The organism is Leptotrichia sp. oral taxon 417, from assembly GCF_013394865.1.
Lineage (GTDB): Bacteria > Fusobacteriota > Fusobacteriia > Fusobacteriales > Leptotrichiaceae > Leptotrichia > Leptotrichia wadei_A.
In genome coordinates this window covers 734345-754018 of the sequence record NZ_JABXYV010000001.1, presented here as the reverse complement: position 1 = coordinate 754018, position 19674 = coordinate 734345, and the positions used below count along the sequence as shown (strand labels likewise).

Sequence of the window (19674 nt, the reverse complement as noted above, 5' to 3'; positions counted from 1 at the left end):
ATATCATATATAATTATTTATTTCAAATTTTTTATTTTTAATGAAAAAAAAGGTCTATTAAAAGAACTCTTACTTTATTCTCCCAAAGTCGCCACCATCACAGCTTTTATCGTATGCATACGATTTTCCGCTTCATCAAATACAACAGAATTTTTACTTCTGAAAACTTCGTCAGTAACTTCCATTTCTTTCAAACCATATTCTTTTTCAATATTTTTCGCAACTTTCGTATTTAAATCATGAAACGCTGGTAAACAGTGCATAAATAAGTAATCGTTTGAACAATGCTTTACTAAATTAGCATTTACTTGGTATGGAAGCAATTTATCGATTCTTTCTTTCCAAACTTCTTTTGGTTCTCCCATCGATACCCAAACATCAGTATAAACGACATCGGCATCTTTCACACCTTCAATTTTATCTTCTGTCAACAAAATTTTTCCACCAGTTTTTTCGGCAATTTTTTTAGCTTCTTCAACTAATTTTTCTTCAGGAAAATATTCTTTCGGACAAACAATTCTGAAATCCATTCCAAATTTGGCAGCACCAATCATTAAAGAATTTGCCATATTATTTTTTCCATCGCCTAAAAATGCGAATTTTATTCCTTTCAATTTACCTTTTTTCTCTGTAATTGCCAAAAAATCCGCCAAAATCTGTGTTGGATGAAACTCAGTTGTAAGTCCATTCCAAACAGGCACTCCCGAATGTTCAGCCAAAGTTTCGACTAAATCTTGACCGTATCCTCGATATTCGATTCCATCATAAAATCTTCCCAAAACTTTTGCAGTATCTTCCATAGATTCCTTATCTCCAATTTGTGATGCAGAAGGCCCAATGTAAGTGACATTTGCCCCTTGGTCATAAGCTCCCACTTCAAACGCACATCTCGTTCTAGTAGAAGTTTTCTCAAAAATCAAAGCAATATTTTTTCCAACCATCGTTTTTTTCTCAGTCCCATTTTTCTTATCTATCTTCAATTTTTTCGCCAAATCCAGTAAATACTGCAATTCCTCTGTTGTAAAATCTAATAATTTTAAAAATGATTTTCCTTTTAACATAATTTCTCCTTAATTTTTATTTTTTATAATATCATAAACAAAAGATTCTGTCCTTTGTTATTATTTAATTTTGCCAATTTTTATAACTTTATATTAATTTTTTATTCTATAATATTCATTCAATATATCTTTCTCAATTTCCTTCAATTTTTGTCCATTCTCAACAACCTTTTTATTCTCACCAATATACCGAATCAATTTTTCATTTTCATCAAAATAGTATCGTTGTTCAGAAAATTTCGATTTTCTTTTATCAAAAACTTCTCCATTTTTTAGCTTATTTTCTTTATACCACTTAGAATCCACATAATATGGCACATTATATTTTTCAGACTTATCAAAAATAAAATAAACTTTTCCATTTTTTACATAATATTCTATCAAACTATTCCAACTTTCTCCAAAATGTTCAACTACAATTTTTTTAACAATTCCATTTTGCAAATAATATTTCACACCACTACCATCTGTACTTTGCTCTGAATCTTCAACTTCCTTAATAACATAATTTTTCACAGCATTAGTACTTGCAAAATCTTTCCTAATCTGAGCAATTTTCCCTTCGATATTCGACGCACCAAAATTCATCAAACTTACCAAAAGAAAAAGTATCGCAATTTTTCTAAAGGTTTTCATAAAAATCTCCCTTTAACTCTAAATTTTTTCGTTCTTTCAGTATAATTTTACCTTAATAATTTTTAATTTACAATTATAATTTGCAATTACTAAAAAGAAATTTTTTCAAAAACTTTTTCCAAAATCGAGATAGCTTTGTCAATTTCATCGTTTGTTACATTAAATGGCGGAAAAAATCTCACAACATTATTTCCAGCTCCAACTAGTAACAACCCATTTTCTAATGCTTTTAAAACAACATCTTTTGCCAAAACTTTTTTCTCATCAAATTTTATTCCTAAAAGAAGTCCTTTTCCACGAATTTCTTCGATAAAATCAAATTTTTCCTTTAATTTTTCCAATTTTTCCACAGAATACTGACCTTTTTCCACAACATTTTTTTCAATTAATTTGTTGTCAATTAATTCATGTAAAACAGCATTTGCAACAGCACAAACTAAAGGATTTCCTCCATAAGTTGAACCGTGGTCGCCAGGAACTAGTACATCATTTGCTTTTCCTTTTGTTAAACAAGCTCCGATTGGAACTCCGCCACCAAGTGATTTTGCAATTGTAACTATATCTGGAACTAAATCAAAATTTTCATAGGCAAATAATTTTCCAGTTCTTCCCATTCCGCATTGAATTTCGTCAAAAATCACAAGTGTATTATATTTTTCACTCAATTCTTTTATAGCTTCCATAAATTCAGTCGTAGCACTTTCAAGTCCGCTTTCTCCCTGAATTGGCTCCAAAATAATGGCGGCAGTTTTTTCGCTTACTTTTGCTTTTAAATCCTCAACATCGTTAAAATTACATTCTGTAACATTTTTCATCAATGGCTCAAACGGTTTTTGATATTTCGGCTGACCAGTGACTGCCAACGCTCCAGTACTTCTTCCATGAAATGAATTTTTCATATAAATTATTTCTGTTTTATCAGTAATTTTGTTTCCATTTTCATCATATGACAAATTATTCCCATATTTTCGAGCAATTTTCAAAGCCAACTCAATCGCTTCAGTTCCACTATTTGTAAAAAAAACACTTTCCATTTCACTATTATCTGTAAGCTTATTCGCCAAATCCAATTGCGGCTGACTGTAATACAAATTAGAAATATGCACCAATTTCTGACTTTGTTCCGTTAAAGTTTTTGTAATCACAGGACTTGCATGTCCCAAGCAATTTACCGAAATTCCCGACACAAAATCTAAATATTCATTTCCTTCATTATCGTAAATATATGTTCCTTTTCCTTTTTCAAAAATTTTATTATAACGGCTATATACATTTAATAACATTAAATCACTTCTTTCTTAATTTTTTTTAGAAAATATTCGATAATCTTCTAGTTTTTAACTTCAAAATCTTTACAAAATATTTTTACTTTTCAGATATTTTCCTTTTTCAAATAATTTTAATCCTCTAAATTTGCATCTTTCTTAATCAATGTTCCAGCTCCTTCAACTGTAAACAACTCAAGAATCACAGAATGTTCCAATTTACCATTTAGAATAACAACATTTTCCACACCATTTTCAATTGCGTTCAAGCAAGTCGTAACTTTTGGCAACATTCCGCCACTGATAATTCCACGCTCGATTAAATCGTTCACTTTTTCCACATCAATTTCATCAATAAGCGTTTGTTTATTGTTGTAGTCAAGTAAAATTCCATCAACATCTGTCAAAAATATCAGTCTATCAGCCTGTAATTTTCCAGCAATTGCACCTGCCACATAATCAGCATTAATATTGTATGTCTGACCATTTTTGTCAACTCCAATTGACGAAATCACAGGAATCGTATCATTCGACTCCAACAATTTTATAACTTCTGTATTAATTTCCTTAATCTCTCCGACAAATCCAATATCAACCTTTTCTCCATCAACTTCAACAAACTTTTTCTCGACAAATACCATATTTCCGTCTTTTCCACTAAGACCAACAGCTTTTCCGCCATATTTATTGATGTCTGACACAATTCCTTTATTAACTTTCCCAGAAAGCACCATTTCCACAATTTCCATCGTTTCCTCATCAGTCACACGATTTCCCGCAATAAATTTGCTTTCTTTTCCAATTTTTTGAAGCATCTCGTTTATCTCAGGCCCTCCACCATGCACAATCACAGGATTTATTCCAACATATTTCATAAGAACCACATCTTGAATAAACTGTTCCCGAGCAACAGGATTAACCATCGCACTTCCGCCATATTTAATAACAATCGTTTTATTATGATATTTTTTTATAAACGGCAACGCTTTTACTAAAATTTTCGCTTTATCTAAATTTGAAATCATATTTTCCCTTTCTTTATTACTAAAATTTTTCTTATTTTTTTAGTTTTTCAAAAATTTAATTTTATAAATAATCCTTTTAAAAATTTATCTTGAAAAATCTACTAATAAATAATTCTTAAAATCATAAATTTATTTTAAAAATTATTAAGTGTGATACTCCGCATTAATTTTCACATAATCATAACTCAAGTCACATCCCCAAGCAGTCGCTTCAAACTTCCCATCATTTAATTCAATAATAATTTCAACAGTTTCAGCCTTTAAAATTTTCTCAGCTTTTGGAATATCAAAATCCTGTGCCATCCCATTTTTCGCAACTTGAACCATATCATTTCCAGCTTTTAAGAAAATATTAACTTTATCAATCATCAAATCAGCTTCTGAATATCCAACCGCACACAAAATTCTTCCCCAATTTGGGTCGCCACCAAAAACTGCCGCTTTAAAAAGACTTGAAGTGATAACTGATTTTGAAACTTTTTTTGCATCTTTTAGCGTTTTTGCTCCATTTGTTGTAACTTGAATCAATTTTGTCGCACCTTCTCCATCTTTCGCAATTAATTTAGCCAATTCTTCATTCACTTTGTATAACGCCTTTTTAAACTCATCATATCCAGCTGAATTTTCATCAACAATTTTTTCATTCCCTGCAAGTCCGTTCGCCAAAACGCAAGCCATATCATTTGTACTCGTATCTCCGTCAACTGAAATCATATTGAAAGTGTTGTCAGCAATTTCAGAAAACATTTTTTGCAACAGAGATTTTTCAATATTCACATCAGTTACAGTAAATGAAAGCATTGTCGCCATATTTGGATGAATCATTCCAGAACCTTTACACATTCCAGCGACTTTCGCCTTTTTCCCAGCAATTTCAATTTCCAAGCAAATTTGCTTAACAAAGGTGTCAGTAGTCATAATCGCAGTAGCCGCATCAATTCCGCCATCTTCCGACAAATTTTCCACAACTTTTTCAATCCCGTTCTCAATTTTTTCCATATCAAGCTGAACCCCAATAATTCCAGTCGACTGAACCAAAACTTCCTCAGCTTTAAGTCCCAATTTATCTGCAACTAGCTCAGTCATCTTTCTCGCATTCGCAAGTCCAGTATTCCCCGTACAAGAATTCGCATTTCCACTATTTACAATAATCGCTTGTGTATTCTTATTTTTTACATGCTCAATATCCAAAATAATTGGTGCAGCCTTTGCCAAATTTTTTGTAAAAACCGCAGCTGAAACCGCCTTTTCCTCACTATAAATCAAAGCCATATCTTTTTTTTCACTTTTTTTCAATTTTGCTGATATTCCAGTCGCTTTAATTCCTTTAACATCAGTAATTGTTCCATTTTCTATTATTTTCATATAACTTTTGTATGATAAATAATTTTTAATTATTTTATAAAAATTACGAATCACACGCTCCCTTCTTTTTTATCTGTAAAAACCTATTAATAAAATCTTATTAACAAAATATTTTTATAAATACATCGACAAAAATTCCAATCCTTCATTTTCATCAAATCCAAATAAAATATTCATACTCTGAACCGCCTGTCCACCAGCACCTTTTATCAAATTATCAATCGCCGACACGACAACAATGTTCCCAAATTCCTTGTCATATCGAACCCCAATCTCACAAATATTACTATTTTTCACATTTTTTATCTCTGGCAGATTTTCAGTAACTCTTACAAAATACTCATTTTTATAAAATTCATTATAAATTTCATAAATTTTTTCTTCCGTCAAACTTTCCTTAAATTCATCCTTCACATCCAAATAAATTGTCGAAAGAATCCCTCTATTTATCGGCAACAAATGCGGAGTAAATACTAAATTAATATCCCCATTCGATAATTTATCCATCTCTTGCTTTATTTCAGGTGTGTGTCTATGTTTCAAAATATTGTAAGCCTTAAAATTTTCATTAACTTCAGCATAAATTAAATCCAATTTAGCACTTCTTCCAGCTCCTGAAACTCCCGACTTCGAATCAACAATAATTTTTTTCGTATCAACAAGCCCATTTTTTAGTAACGGTGCCACGCCTAAAATAGCAGAAGTGGGATAACATCCAGGTGAAGCCACAACTTTTGTATTTTTAATTTCTTCTTTGTGAATTTCTGGAAGCCCGTAAACCGCATTTTTATTAATTTCTGGATAATTATGTTTCACTTTGTACCATTTTTCATATAATTTAGAATCATCTAATCTAAAATCTGCTCCCAAATCAAAAACTTTCACATCATTTTCAAGTGCCTTTTTTGTTATTTTTTCAGATAATCCATGTGGCAATGCCAAAAATAATGCATCAATATTTTTAAAATTTTCTTCAGCTTCTTCCAAAGAAATTAATTCTTTCTTAAAATATTTTTTATAATTTGCATACACATTTCCCATATCTTCCCCAGTATTTGAATGTGATGAAATAAATTCAAGTTCCACTTCCTTATGATTATTTAATATCCAAACCAACTGCTGTCCAGCATATCCTGTTGCTCCAATAATACCAGCTTTTATCATATAAAATCATCTCCTTAAAATATCTTTTAAAAATAAAAGAGCCTTCCTAAAAGGCTCTAAATAAATTATATTTTTATACAAAAACAAAGAGCCAACAACCCAAAAGTCATTGGCAAAAATTATTTTTATTAAAATAGAAATCTATTATAAAAATGATTATATACCTAAGACAAGGGCTTATAATTAAATTGTGTAGCTATTCTATCATCCCTTATCCTTCTTATCATTTTCATAATACTTCCTCCTGATTATTTTTTATTTATCTTTTGATAAATTTATTATAGCAAAAAAATTATAAAAAATCAATATGTTAAATATATAAGTTTTTTATAGTTTCATTAATAAAATTAATGATTTGATTTTTATGAATGATTATGAACAATATCAAAGTCAATTAATATCGGCAGATGATCTGAAAGTTGAGTTTGTATCACTTCATAACTATTAACTTTTATTTCCTTTGAGCAAAGTATAAAATCAAGCTCCCGCTTCGGATTCCAGCTCGGAAAAGTTGGATCCTTTCTTGTATTTATATTTTTCAAGTCAGAAGCCTGTAAAAACATCTCAATTTCTTCCTCACCCCAAAAGACATTAAAATCACCAGCTACAATAACTGGCTTTTTGCAATTTTTTACAAGATCATAAAGCTGTACAATCTGCTTTTGCCGTGTTTTTCCACCTAGTGCCAAATGTACAAGAAACACAATCACATCCTCTGTTTCCACTTCAATAATCAATTTTTTCATTCCAATATCCAAATAATGAAATTCCTCCCTTAAAATTGGATTTTTGGAAAGCAAGGCATTTCCCTGTTTTCTAACCATTGGAAATTTCATATACTGTGAATCTTCCTCATATTTATACTGATAAACATTATTATTTCTCGTAATTCTCCCAAGAAGTGTAGCCTGATTTCTGCTATACATCCGAAATGATCCAAGATCTACTTCCACAAGCCCCACAAGATCAGGCTTATACCTATTAATAAATTTCCCAATCCGATAAATATGCTTTACAGAATGTCCCAAATATCCCCGTATATGCTTAAATGGCTGATTCAAATACTTTCCAGTTCCATATCGAATATTATACAAAAGAAATTTCATCTTCTCTCACTTCTCTTTCCTGCCTCTTCATAAAATTCTATGTTTCAGCTGTTTTAACATCAAATAAAATATATTCAGCAACTTAATATTTTCATTTTTTACAAGAAACCTTAATTTCTCAAACAATAAATCTAATCATATTTACAGTTGCCAAACAGGTCAAGCAAAACTTATTTTTTTACTATCCCAACTCCATCTCCAAACGGCAGCAGCACAAAATTATATTCTTCATTTAACTTTTCTATAAATTCTTTTAACCTTTTTACAATAGTCTTATATCTTTTTGGAATTTCTTCTTTTTTTACTGCTACAAGTCCACGAAACATCAGATTATCAATAAAAATAATTCCATTTTCATTGAGAAGTTCATAACTCATCTCAAAAAACTTCAAATATTGCCCCTTCGATGCATCAATAAAAATAAAATCATATTTTATACCCTTATCAAGCCTTGGAATTTCCTCCAAAGCATCACCCAAAATCATTCTATTCTTCTCAAACAATCCCAATTTCTTAAAATTTTCCACAGCTTTTCCATAACGTTTTTCATCAATTTCCATCGTTGTCAAAAAACCGCCATTTTCATTAGCAACCCGTGCCAAAAATAGCCCAGAATATCCTGTTGCCGTTCCAATTTCCAAAATATTCCCAGCCTTCATATTTTTAACCGTAAAAATCATATAATTCAGCACTTCATCTGTAATAATCGGCACATTTTCCGCCAGACTTTCATCCTTCACATTTTGTATAATTTCATTTTGAATTTTAAACAAATTTTGTGCATATTTTGATGATTTTATAAAATTTTCTATCCTGAACCTCCCACGACTAAAGTCACAGGGTTCTAAAATCTTTAAAAATATTTAAAAATTTTCTAAGAAGTTTGATAGCTTTACACTACCCTTATTCTTTTAGGTGTGTTCAGCTCACCTCTATTGTATAGGACGCTTAAGTCCACAACTTTACTTTTTCTTAAAATATTTAATGCTCCATTACAATCTGCATTTAATTGATAGCCTTTACTTGTTTGATATAGTCCTCTTTTTATTCTTTTTCCACTGAATATGTATTCTTGTGAATTTTCTTTATCATATATCGGGATTTCATCTCCATCAAAGAAACTTGCTTTTGATGTATAACTCTCTTCTTGCAGTTTAAATTCTATTCCATATAGTTTACATAGATATATTAATTTATCTCTTAATTTTCCATATGGTATATTTACAAAGTTCTGATTATTTATACTTCCTATATTTGAATTTCTTTGAAAATCTTCATTATATCCTAGAACTAGTTTTCCTATATCATTATTAAGACAATAATTTATAATTATTCTTACTGCTTTCGAAAGATAATCATTTATGCGATTATTTTTCTTTCTAGCTATTCGCTTTTGTCTTAATGTTGTCCGCTTAATCTTTTGCTTATCTTTTATACTTTGTAATTTTGCATTTATCTTATTATAATATTGATTTATTGATTTTAATTTTCTACCATCTATTATGAATGATGCTCCAGCATTTGTAACACAAGTGCAAAGATTATCTATACCTAAATCAATTCCTAGTACATTTTCTTTATTTAATTCCCTTTGAACTTCTTCTACCTTATAAATGTATTGAATTTCAAAGTACCTAGAATGTTGTTTTGGCATTATTCTAATCTCTTTTATCTTCTTGCCTTTTAATACTGATGGTAGTTTTATTGCGATTTCCTTATGTGTCTTTCTAAATGAATTTGAATAAGGAATAATCAGCATATCGTCTTTTAATCTAACAAAACTTATAACAAGAGTTGTAAAACCATCTTTATCAAGATAATTCGGTAATCTTATTTTACCATTATATTGACCATTCTTAGCAAGTTTCAAAAGTCCAAAAAATGATTTGAAACTTCCGTCTACTTCTTTTAGAATTTGCTGAGCCATATTAGAATTTAATTTCTTGTAATTTTCACTATTTTTAAGCATTTTATAGTTTTCGTTATAACTTAAATACTTTTTCTTATTAAAATAATACTGTCTAATATTATATATAGCTTCATTAGTTAAGTTCTTGGCTATATGAGATAAATATTTTAAATTCCTAAACTCCTTTTTACTAAGATGTTTTACTTGTTGTTTTAATGTTAAATACATATATAATCACCTCCTTTTCATCAGAGATATTATACCATGTATTCTACATTTTATCTGTTTATTTTTAAATATTTTTAAAGTTTTTAAAACCCCACAACAGCGGGAAGCGTCGTTCACATAAGTACGCTACTACTTACGCAGTTCTCTTATGAACTTCTTGTTATCTCTAACAAGCACAGACTATATCTTATCCATATCCTATTTCAAGGACTTAGGCGAAACCACTTCCAATACCTATCGCTTGTATTGTACTCCCCTCACGAGGGATAGTCGTTGAACTTTCCTTTTCAGGCTTAGCTGCTGATTGTCTATTATCATAATGTTTAGGATTTAACCTTGCACCATCTAGTATATTTTTTCTGCTTTCGCCACCATCACACTTATACTATATTCGCACTTAAATATTATGTTGTGGTTATACTAGCTTTAAGAGTTCCCAGCAGTTCAGTTTCTTTGTTGCACGGTTTTGCTCCGTGTCTACATACAAGTTTCCCTATATGCTTACTAAAATTTTCGTGCAATTCATCTCACGACTAAAGTTGCGAGTGTTCTTGCACTATTTAATAAATTATCCTTTTTCTTTTAATTTTAGTCGTTTTTTTATTTTTATTATCACTACTATTTTAAAATTTCAAAAATTAAATTTTTCAATTTTAATATTTACAGCATTTCTCCCATTTTAAAAATAGGTAGCATAACTGAAAATACAATCATTCCAATAATTGCTCCAATAAAAATAATCGAAAATGGTTCAAACATTTTCAAAAGCCATTTTATCTTTTCACTAACTTTTTCATAATAAATTTCATTCAAATTAAAAAATGATATTTTCATTTCTCCAGTTTTCTCTCCAATTGTCAGAAAACTTACATATTCATTATCAAAAAAAGTTGTATTTTTAAACGATTTTTGAATACTTTCACCCTTTTCTATCTTCAAAATAATTTTTTTCAATTCCTCATTTAAAACATAACTTTTAGAATTTGTACACATTTTTAAAGATTGAATTAATGGAACATTGGCATCTGTAAGTGAATACATATTTCTTGTAAAATTTAATATACAAATATTTTTATACATTTTTCCAATAATTTTTATTCTTAAAATTTTTTTCTCAAAAATTTTCTCATTTTGTTTTTTCCATTTTTTAAAACCAAAAAATAAAAAAACTATGGCAATCAAAAAAATAATCCCATATTTATCAGCTATTTTACTGAAATTTATAACAATTTGTGTAACTTTCGGCAATTCCTGCCCAATATCTGAATAAATCAAGACAAATTTAGGCACAACAAATTTTAACAGTATAAATACAATAACCAATGCTGTAATTATAACTGTTACTGGATAAATGCTCAAACTTTTTATATCCTTTTTTATTTTCTGATTAAATTCATACTTTTCATACAAATTCTTAAAAACTATTTCCAAGTTTCCTGTCTCTTCCCCAATTTTAACCATTTCCATAAATTCCCTATTTGCAGTAATCTTAGAAAAAGCCCTGTGAAGCGAAACTCCCTTTTCAATTTGCTGTTTTGTACGAATTATCCTGCTTTTCAAATCTCCATCATAATTCTGTGCAACAATCCCAAGTGTATCAATTAGTGAAATCTTGCCATTCAACAGATAATACACACTTTTAGTAAAGGACAGCAAGTCTTTTTCACTTATTTTGCTTTCCTTATTCTTTATAATATTCTTCATTTTAATTAATCCCCCCTCTGATTAATTATAATTCAATTATTATTTTTTGCTGTTTTCCAATGCAACTTTTCCTAATGCAATCGAACCAACGAATCCCGCTTCATCTCCAAGCCCTGGATAAACAATAAAATCATCAATTTTTTCCAAAATTTCTTCTTTTTGAACATAGCCGTTTAAAAATTCTGAAACATATTTTCTAATTAATGGGAACAGCTGTTTTTGTTTCATAACTCCTCCACCCATAATTACCTTTTGTGGTGATAAAATCAGAATGTAATTTACCACAGCCTGAGCCAAATAATATGCCTCCATATCCCAAACTTCACCTCTATCAGCAAGTTCAAAACCCTTTTTACCCCATCTGTCTTCTATCGCAGGACCTGCTGCCATTCCTTCCATACAGTCTTTATGGAAAGGACATCTTCCTTCAAATTTATCATCCTTATGTCTTTTCAAAAATATATGTCCCATTTCAGGATGAGTCAATCCTTGAAGCATTTTCCCATCAACAACCGCTCCAGCTCCAATTCCAGTTCCTACTGTAATATACATAACATTTTTAAGATTTTCTCCAGCACCCCACCAGCTTTCTGCAAGAGCCGCACCATTTACATCTGTATCAAATTCCATCGGAACATCATAATATTTTTTCAATTCTCCGATCAAATTATAATCACTCCAGTAAGGTTTTGGAGTTTTTGTAATATACCCATAAGTTTTAGAACCTTTTACAGGATCAATTGGTCCAAAACTTCCAACTCCCATTACATCAAATTCCTTATCTTTAAAATATTCAATGACTTGAGCCATAGTTTCTTCAGGTGTTGTAGTTGGAATGCTTACTCTGTCAATAATTTCCCCATCTTCAGTCCCCAATCCACATATAAATTTTGTTCCTCCAGCTTCAACTGCTGCAATAACTGCCATAATTTCACTTCCTTTTCTCTTTTTTATATTTTTTATCTATTTGTATTTTTTATTTTAATAATAATAAACAATTTTTATATTTTTTTCAAAATATTGTCATTGTCCTTGTAAAATTCCAATATTTCATCTTGTGTTGCAGTAGCTGTTCCTATTTTTGCCACTACAATTCCAGATGCCATATTTGCAATTACCCCAGCCTCATATAAATCCGCTCCAGCACATATTGAAAGTAAGAATGTCGATATAAAGGTATCTCCAGCTCCTGTTACATCATAAACTTCTCGTGCTACAGTTGGTATTCTCTTATGTTTAGTCTTAAATAACGAAACTCCCTCTTCACTTCGAGTAAGCACAACGCTGTCTAATTTAAGTTCATCTTTTAACTGTGCCATTTTTTCAGCAATTTGCTCTTCACTTGTAAACTTTTTCATTCCAAAATAATCTAAAATTTCTTTTCTATTTGGAGTCATTGAAGTTGCTCCAACATAATTTTTAAAATTTTGCGGTTTTGGATCAACCATTATCCTTTTATTATGTTTTTTAGCTATTTCAATTACTTTTTTAGATAAATGCTTCGTAAGCAATCCTTTATTATAATCTGAAAGCAATACCGCATCAATATTTTCGATATTTTTTTCAAAATTTTCCAAAAGCTGATTTTGAATTTCTTCTGAAATATCAGTATCTTTTTCCCAATCTAATCTAAGCAACTGCTGTCCTTGAGATAAAACTCTACTTTTAATGATTGTTGGACGTGTTCCATCCTTCACAATTCCATCAGAATTTACATCTTTATTCTCAAGCTCCTTAACAAACTTTTCTCCGTTCGCATCATTTCCAATAACTCCATAAACAAAAACTTTCCCTTCAAGCGAAGTTAAATTATTTGCCACATTCGAAGCTCCTCCTAATACAAATCTTTCCTTTTCTATATTTACAATCGGAACAGGCGCTTCTGGTGAAATTCTATTTACTTTTCCAATCAAATACTCATCTAGCATCATATCGCCAATAACAGCTATTTTAACACTGCTAAACTTTTTTATTATCTCTTCAATCCTTTGAATTGAAATCATCTTTTTCCTTTCTCTAACTAAAATTTTTTATTTTAAAATTATTTTTAATTCTGGCCTTTACTTAATATTATACTACATTTTTTTGAAATTTCCAGTATAATTTGTAAATTTTTTATAGGGATTAAAAAAATCTAAAAAATTATTTTATCCATTAAGTTTTATCCTGTATAATTGCTTCAATTTCAATATAAATATCCCTTACTTCCCTATTATTTCTTCGATATTTAAACAATGGACCAATTATAGGAATTTTTGACAAAACTGGAACTCTTCTTATCGTTTCCTTGCTTACATCCTGCTTTAATCCTCCAATAAAAGTTGAACTGCCATTATTCAGTGTAATTGTTGTCTTAGTCTGATTTTTCTGCTTAGCGCCAGAAGAAGCATTATAACTCGAAGTCAATCTAAAATTGCTTATTTCCGTATCAATTTTAAGCAAAATTTTCTTCACTCCATTAATTCTCCTAATTTCAGGATTTATTTTAAAAACAATCCCTGCTTCAGAAAAAATCGGCTCTACATATTCAGTATCATTCTTCGTAGTTTTCTTTTCTCCAACAAGGACTTCTTCTGTAACCTTCAATTCTCCCTCTTCGTTTTCCATAATCATAAGTGTTGGCATAGCCTCAATCCTTATATCCCCATTTTCCTTCAGTAAATTAAAATCTATTCCTAAAAATTTCCCACCTTTAGAAAAAATTGATGCAATCGAAACCTCTCCATTCAAAAATTTTGCCACCAAATTATCTTTATTCGCACCCGCATTATCACTATTTATGCTCCAATCAATTCCAAGCCTTTCAAATAAATTAGAACTTGTATCAATTATAGTCCCTTTTATTATAACCTGCTCCTTTTCCTTATCTAGCGACTTTATAATCTTTTTCATCTCCTCAATTTTATTCTCATCCCCACTAAAAATAACCTTATTGTCAATTCCAATCACTTCAAATCCAAAGAATCCATTAAGCGCCTCAGTAATATCTTTCCCGTTTCTATATTCTAAATCAACTTCCCCAGTTTTCTTTTTTATTTCCTTTACAGTCTGCTGTACCTGATTTTGGCTTTGATTCTGACTATTCCCTTTATTTTTATCTTCTTCCTTTTTATTGACAGAATTATTATTTTTATGCCCATCCTGACTATTTTTACTACCTTGCTTACTATTATTTTTGGCTTTATTCCCATCATTTGTCTTTTTTTTATTATCAGTCTGCACTCTCTTTGGAACTTCATAAATAAATATTTTTTTAGCATTTTCCACATCGCTTTTATTAACATAGTCAGCCACTTTTGCCCCAAAAATATTATTTCCTGAAAAATAAAAAAACAGAATTAAAGCGGTCATAAACTTAAATTTCTTCTTTTCCATCAAAATTGCAATCCCCCCTTTTTTCAATTTTGATCCCTTTATTCTTTATAATTTTTTAACAATAAATCGTTCCTTTTCATTAATTCAACTTCTACATTTTTTGCAAAAGATTGCCATTAAATACTAATTTTACTTCTATCTTCAACTTTCTCTATAAATCCCAGCGAGATTTTGAACCCATCACTAGTAAGTTCCATAAACATTTTAGACGTATCAATATATTTTCTGCTTTTATTCACAAAATAAACAAATTTCCCGAAATCATTCAAACTTCCATATACTGTAAAATGAATATATTTAAGCCTATATCCATTTCTTTCCCATACATTCTCAGACTTTGAAATTTCCTTCATTTTCAGTCCGCTATCATGTGAAAATACATAAATCATCTTCTTAAATTCCGATTCATTTTTTATGGATAAAAACGATAATTTCTCTGTAATTGCCATTATCTCGTTATATTCTCCCATAATTTTACTTCTTTCGGCATTTTTGCTTTCCACCACATTCACAATTTTACTTTCCAGATTCCTTTTATTTTCAATTAAAATTTTTCTATTATTCAAAATTTCCTTATACTTCCCATACTTTTTATTAATACTCATCAGCATAAAAACAATTCCAACTATAAATATTATTATCTTAAAATTTAATTTTATCATTTTTCTCTTCCTATTATTTTTTAATTTTGAAATGGCTCAATCACATATTCAAAAACCGTTGCCGTGTCATTATCCTTCAAATATCCCAATTCAGAATTTGGATACCTTCTTAAAATATTATTCTCAAGTCTCTCAAAATTGTTAAAATTTTCCATTTCCCCCTGCACAATCCATTTTGCCTTTTCATAATTAATTTTCGTATAATCAATCCCATTTTTGCTATTTTCAACTAAAAATTTTATAACCGAATAATACTCCCGCCTTTTTATCCCGCCATCAATCTCACGAAGAGTCGCAAGTTCCTTTGAATAATCAGGAATTTCCTCAGCCTTTCTTTTCAAGTAATCCTTCTCCAGCGACTTTATCTCCCTCTGAATAACTTCATTTTCCACAGTTTTTTTCTGAAGCGGAATTGAATTATAAATCAAGAAATATACAAATATAAGAATTCCAGCAATAACAACATCTAAAATTTTTATATTTTTCACACTTTCCCCATCAAAAATAGCCGTTTTCTTCACAAAATCAAGGCTATCTGAAAGTTCTGCCCCTGCAAATATAACTTTCACATCGTTTTCTCCATCTCCAACAACTGTCATATCTCCAAAATCAAAATTTTCAACATCATCTACATCTTCAATTTTCAATTCAATTTTTTCAATCTCAATAATTTTCCCATCCTTAATCAAAATTCTAAGACTATTTTCTTCCCCCAGCTGCAAAATTTCAATTTTACCATTTTCATTCTCTAAATAATTACTATTTTCCAAAGACTCCTCATTTACATCAATTTCCTCTATTTCGCCAAAATTTCTATTGCTATCCGTATTTTCAATAATTTCTATTTCTTGAGTTTCATCAGCATCTTCATTTCCAAAAATTTCCATTTTTTGAATCTCTTCAGTATTTTCATGAACATCCTGAAAATTTTCTTCATTTTCAAAAGAAACTTTTTCATTCTCAAAATCATTATTCTGACTTACTTCAAAATTTCCATCCTTATAATAATTATAAACAGCCTCAAAATCCACTTTCAATTCTGAAATTACTGCAGAATACTTTTTCAAGCAGTTTTTTATCCTAACAATTTCCCTTTTATCCAAATAAATATCTAAAAACTGATTTTCCAAATGATTTATAACCATTTTCCTTTTTACAAAATTAATTTTTTTCTTTAAAATTTCCGAAATACTTTCTAATTTTACAGTTTTTTTTCCTGAATCTTCAATATAATTTTCCCTTTTACCAGTTTCTTCCACATTTCCATCAAAATTATCAAACAAAAAATACGAATAATGCAAAATTATAGACAGTTTTACGTTTTTTTCAACGTTATTTTCCTCAAAAAACGACTCCAAAGCCATTTCCAATTCCTGATTTTCAAAAAAATATATTTCATCATTAAAAAATATATAAATTTTATTTTTATTTCTTATATATATTTTTATTTTTTCTTCCATCACTCCCCCTTTACTAGTTTAATCATTTATAAAAATTCTGATTCCAGAACTCTCATCTCCACTTCCAGCGGGCTCACTCTCTTAAACCCAACCTTTTCACAAAATAAAATCTCTTCTCCTAAAATTTTCCTTCCAAAAATAACTTTCAAATCACTATAAACCTTATTTTCCTCAAGCGGCAGCGAATATTCATTATCACTTTCATCACTTATAGACTTAATCCTGTAATTTCCAATACTTTCAATATCTTTTCCCAAAAATATCAAGTTTTTCAATTCAATATTTTGTCCATCTTTTTTCAAAACACTGTCAAAATACCGCTCCTTCTTCTCCAGCAAAATTAAATTTCCATCAAAGCTAATCCCACTTTCCAAAATTCTTTCCATATTCTGATTTTCCTTCTGAACTAAAAACTTTTTCTCTACCTTGCTTTCCTTACGGCTTTTCAAAAATACCATATCCTTCTTCTGCTGCACATAATAGGCAAAATTAATTGAAAATGCTGAAATTATTGATAAAATTACCAAAACATAAACTAAACTTGCCCCTTTGTTTCTTTTTTTATTTAAGTTTAATTTTCTCCTGTCCAATTTTTTATTTCTTATCCCGTTAAAATATCTATTTTTCATTATCCAAAACCTCAATTTATACTAAATTTTTACAACTCTGACATTTTCTTTATTATTTTCCTTTAATCGGATAATCAGCAATTTTCCCACCTTTTCAAACTTTGCTTCATCGAATTTCCCTACTTCCACCTTACTTCCAAACTTTCGATTATTTTCAGCATCTGAAACAAAAAGTTTTCCTTTGTCATATTCAATCTTATAAAAAATTTCGTTCAATTTAAAAATTATGAAATTTTCCCTGACAAAAATATTATTATTTTCTCCTTCATAAGAAAACTTCTGAATATCTCTATTTCTTATATCCAAAACAATTTTATCCATCGAAAAATACATTTTCTCATACATTTTCTGGCTGTCCTTCTTAGCCTTTTCCATAATAACCATCCGCTTCAGAAATACAGAAATCACAAATACAAGCACAGAAAATATAAACATGCTTATTAATATTTCCACTAGCAAATACCCATTTTTTTTATTTTTTATTTTTTCAATCATTATCCCCCTTATATTTTATAATTGACTATTTTTATCAAAATCAGGAAAGTAATAATCCTTTATTTTATCAACATTTATTTCAAAAATATATTCCCTTTCCCCAGTTTCATTTACAAAATACCCATCTGTCCTCTTTATTTCCACATTTATCTTATCCTCTTGAATTTTTCCCTTTTTATCCTTCCTTTGTTCAAAATTTTTTAAAATCTGATACTTTTTTTCAACTGCAAATCTATTATAAAAATCATCTACTTTTGAAATCTCATATTTTCCGCTAAAATTCAATATTTCCTCATATTTTTTCCCCTTTATTATTTCAATCATATTTTCTATGCTTACATTTTTTTTATTCAAATCATCCACCTTCACATCTGTCTGAAACGTTTTCAAAAATAAATTTGAAACTGGAATAATTGCAACTGTAACAAAAAACATTGAAATAAGACTCTCAATTAACGTTTCTCCCTTATTTTTCTTCATATTTTCACCAGCTTTTACTTATTAAAAATTCTAAAAATAACATAACTTATGACAATAAACGGTGCAAATGGAATATACTCATACTTTTTCCATTTTTTCAAAAATAAAAATAAAAAAGCAATAATTCCTGAAAAAATATACAAAATCATATAAAAATTTAACACTTTTTCTATTTCAAAATATCCCAGAAGCCCTCCAATCCCCATCATCAGCTTTACATCTCCAAAGCCGATTAACATTTTTCCAAAATAATCCTCTAAAATATAAAGTACAATCATCGGCATTGAATAGGCACAAATTCCCAAATAATACTTTTCAAAATTGTCATTTTGAACTGCTGTTATTAGTCCTAAAATAATCAAAATAACGGCACTTTCTTCAGGAATTATTCTTTTTTTTACATCAACCCAAATTATTCTGAAAAAAATACAATATTTTACAACTTCAATTATGTTATTTACTATTTCCCAATTCATCACTTCCTAATTTCTTCCCCCGCAAATGCCTTACTTCCCGCAGCAACCTTAGCAAAAACCTCTCCATCCTGATAAACTACATTTCCTTCAATATTTCCAATTTTAAATTTTCCATTGCTATCTAGCCCAATCCCAAGTTTATTTAGATTTCCATGCTCTGTCAAAATATCCTGCAAGTTTTTAGGTGAATCTCCTCCATGATCAATACTCCAAGAAGTTGTCGTATTATTAAGCTCTGCAACCGCCCCGATCACCTTACTTCTATTAGCTTTATTCAAATACTTCCCAACCTGTGGCACTGCAATCGCCGATATTATCGTAATGATCGCCACTACTAAAATCACTTCCACAAGTGTAAACCCTTTTTCTCTTTCCTTTAATTTTCTACTTGCCTCCCTTCTTTTCATCTTTTCAATTTTACTTTTTTCCTTTTTTATAACCTCACCCATAATTAATCTCCTTTTAATTAATTTTTATTTAATAAATTTATACTATATTTTTTAATAAAAGTCAATATTAAAATTAAAATATTTTTTAAATAAATCTTTTTTTTATAAATTCTAGTTTTTTTATATAAAAAATATGAACTTAATTTCCTTATAAATAAAAAAAGACTGAACTCAGAAACTCACTT

Annotated in this window: 21 protein-coding genes; all 21 read right to left on the bottom strand. The window is 29.4% G+C overall.

The annotated features are described in order from the left end of the window. Positions 1-74 precede the first annotated feature (74 nt). Positions 75-1061, bottom strand: coding sequence for an ornithine carbamoyltransferase (gene argF / locus HW276_RS03615; RefSeq protein WP_178937446.1), 987 nt, complete (start codon positions 1059-1061; stop codon positions 75-77). A 93-nt stretch (positions 1062-1154) separates the two neighbouring features. Beyond that, on the bottom strand, positions 1155-1697 hold the full coding sequence (locus HW276_RS03610) for a hypothetical protein (RefSeq protein WP_178937445.1): 543 nt from the start codon (positions 1695-1697) through the stop codon (positions 1155-1157). A gap of 89 nt (positions 1698-1786) precedes the next feature. After that, a complete protein-coding gene (locus tag HW276_RS03605) occupies positions 1787-2980 on the bottom strand; it encodes an aspartate aminotransferase family protein (RefSeq protein WP_178937444.1) in 1194 nt (397 codons plus the stop codon). A gap of 116 nt (positions 2981-3096) precedes the next feature. Then, positions 3097-3987: an acetylglutamate kinase gene (gene argB / locus HW276_RS03600; RefSeq protein ID WP_147003210.1), complete on the bottom strand. Its 891-nt coding sequence runs from the start codon at positions 3985-3987 to the stop codon at positions 3097-3099. 144 nt (positions 3988-4131) lie between these two features. Then, on the bottom strand, positions 4132-5352 hold the full coding sequence (gene argJ, locus HW276_RS03595; protein ID WP_178938516.1) for a bifunctional glutamate N-acetyltransferase/amino-acid acetyltransferase ArgJ: 1221 nt from the start codon (positions 5350-5352) through the stop codon (positions 4132-4134). A 114-nt stretch (positions 5353-5466) separates the two neighbouring features. Further along, a complete protein-coding gene (gene argC / locus HW276_RS03590) occupies positions 5467-6516 on the bottom strand; it encodes an N-acetyl-gamma-glutamyl-phosphate reductase (protein WP_178937443.1) in 1050 nt (349 codons plus the stop codon). Between the two features lie 362 nt (positions 6517-6878). After that, entirely contained in the window at positions 6879-7622 is a 744-nt protein-coding gene (locus HW276_RS03585) for an endonuclease/exonuclease/phosphatase family protein (RefSeq protein ID WP_147003207.1), read from the bottom strand. A 170-nt stretch (positions 7623-7792) separates the two neighbouring features. Beyond that, entirely contained in the window at positions 7793-8485 is a 693-nt protein-coding gene (locus HW276_RS03580) for an O-methyltransferase (protein WP_370464643.1), read from the bottom strand. A 29-nt stretch (positions 8486-8514) separates the two neighbouring features. Then, complete coding sequence (locus HW276_RS03575; RefSeq protein WP_178937442.1) at positions 8515-9759, bottom strand: RNA-guided endonuclease TnpB family protein; 1245 nt, start codon at positions 9757-9759, stop codon at positions 8515-8517. Positions 9760-10163: 404 nt separating this feature from the next. Continuing rightward, complete coding sequence (locus HW276_RS03570) at positions 10164-10280, bottom strand: MarR family transcriptional regulator (RefSeq protein ID WP_080680096.1); 117 nt, start codon at positions 10278-10280, stop codon at positions 10164-10166. Positions 10281-10419: 139 nt separating this feature from the next. Continuing rightward, positions 10420-11463 carry a type II secretion system F family protein gene (locus HW276_RS03565; RefSeq protein WP_178937441.1) on the bottom strand — a complete coding sequence of 348 codons (1044 nt, stop codon included), beginning with the start codon at positions 11461-11463 and terminating at the stop codon, positions 10420-10422. Between the two features lie 39 nt (positions 11464-11502). Then, positions 11503-12390 (bottom strand): ROK family protein, encoded by an 888-nt coding sequence (locus tag HW276_RS03560; RefSeq protein WP_178937440.1) that lies wholly within the window; start codon positions 12388-12390, stop codon positions 11503-11505. 74 nt (positions 12391-12464) lie between these two features. Beyond that, on the bottom strand, positions 12465-13466 hold the full coding sequence (gene rfaE1, locus HW276_RS03555) for a D-glycero-beta-D-manno-heptose-7-phosphate kinase (RefSeq protein ID WP_147003203.1): 1002 nt from the start codon (positions 13464-13466) through the stop codon (positions 12465-12467). 151 nt (positions 13467-13617) lie between these two features. Further along, positions 13618-14838, bottom strand: coding sequence for a type II secretion system protein GspD (locus HW276_RS03550; RefSeq protein WP_255460313.1), 1221 nt, complete (start codon positions 14836-14838; stop codon positions 13618-13620). 116 nt (positions 14839-14954) lie between these two features. Next, on the bottom strand, positions 14955-15500 hold the full coding sequence (locus HW276_RS03545) for a hypothetical protein (RefSeq protein WP_178937438.1): 546 nt from the start codon (positions 15498-15500) through the stop codon (positions 14955-14957). A gap of 20 nt (positions 15501-15520) precedes the next feature. Continuing rightward, positions 15521-16960 (bottom strand): hypothetical protein, encoded by a 1440-nt coding sequence (locus tag HW276_RS03540; RefSeq protein ID WP_178937437.1) that lies wholly within the window; start codon positions 16958-16960, stop codon positions 15521-15523. A gap of 26 nt (positions 16961-16986) precedes the next feature. Then, on the bottom strand, positions 16987-17589 hold the full coding sequence (locus HW276_RS03535) for a hypothetical protein (RefSeq protein WP_178937436.1): 603 nt from the start codon (positions 17587-17589) through the stop codon (positions 16987-16989). A 21-nt stretch (positions 17590-17610) separates the two neighbouring features. Then, positions 17611-18084: a prepilin-type N-terminal cleavage/methylation domain-containing protein gene (locus tag HW276_RS03530; RefSeq protein ID WP_178937435.1), complete on the bottom strand. Its 474-nt coding sequence runs from the start codon at positions 18082-18084 to the stop codon at positions 17611-17613. 15 nt (positions 18085-18099) lie between these two features. Beyond that, positions 18100-18564 (bottom strand): hypothetical protein, encoded by a 465-nt coding sequence (locus HW276_RS03525; protein ID WP_147003197.1) that lies wholly within the window; start codon positions 18562-18564, stop codon positions 18100-18102. A gap of 14 nt (positions 18565-18578) precedes the next feature. Beyond that, the gene (locus tag HW276_RS03520; protein WP_178937434.1) at positions 18579-19040 is read right to left on the bottom strand and encodes a prepilin peptidase; all 462 of its coding nucleotides are present in this window, start codon (positions 19038-19040) and stop codon (positions 18579-18581) included. Beyond that, positions 19040-19489 carry a prepilin-type N-terminal cleavage/methylation domain-containing protein gene (locus tag HW276_RS03515; RefSeq protein ID WP_178937433.1) on the bottom strand — a complete coding sequence of 150 codons (450 nt, stop codon included), beginning with the start codon at positions 19487-19489 and terminating at the stop codon, positions 19040-19042. The genes HW276_RS03520 and HW276_RS03515 overlap by 1 nt, the downstream gene beginning before the upstream one ends. Positions 19490-19674: the final 185 nt, after the last annotated feature.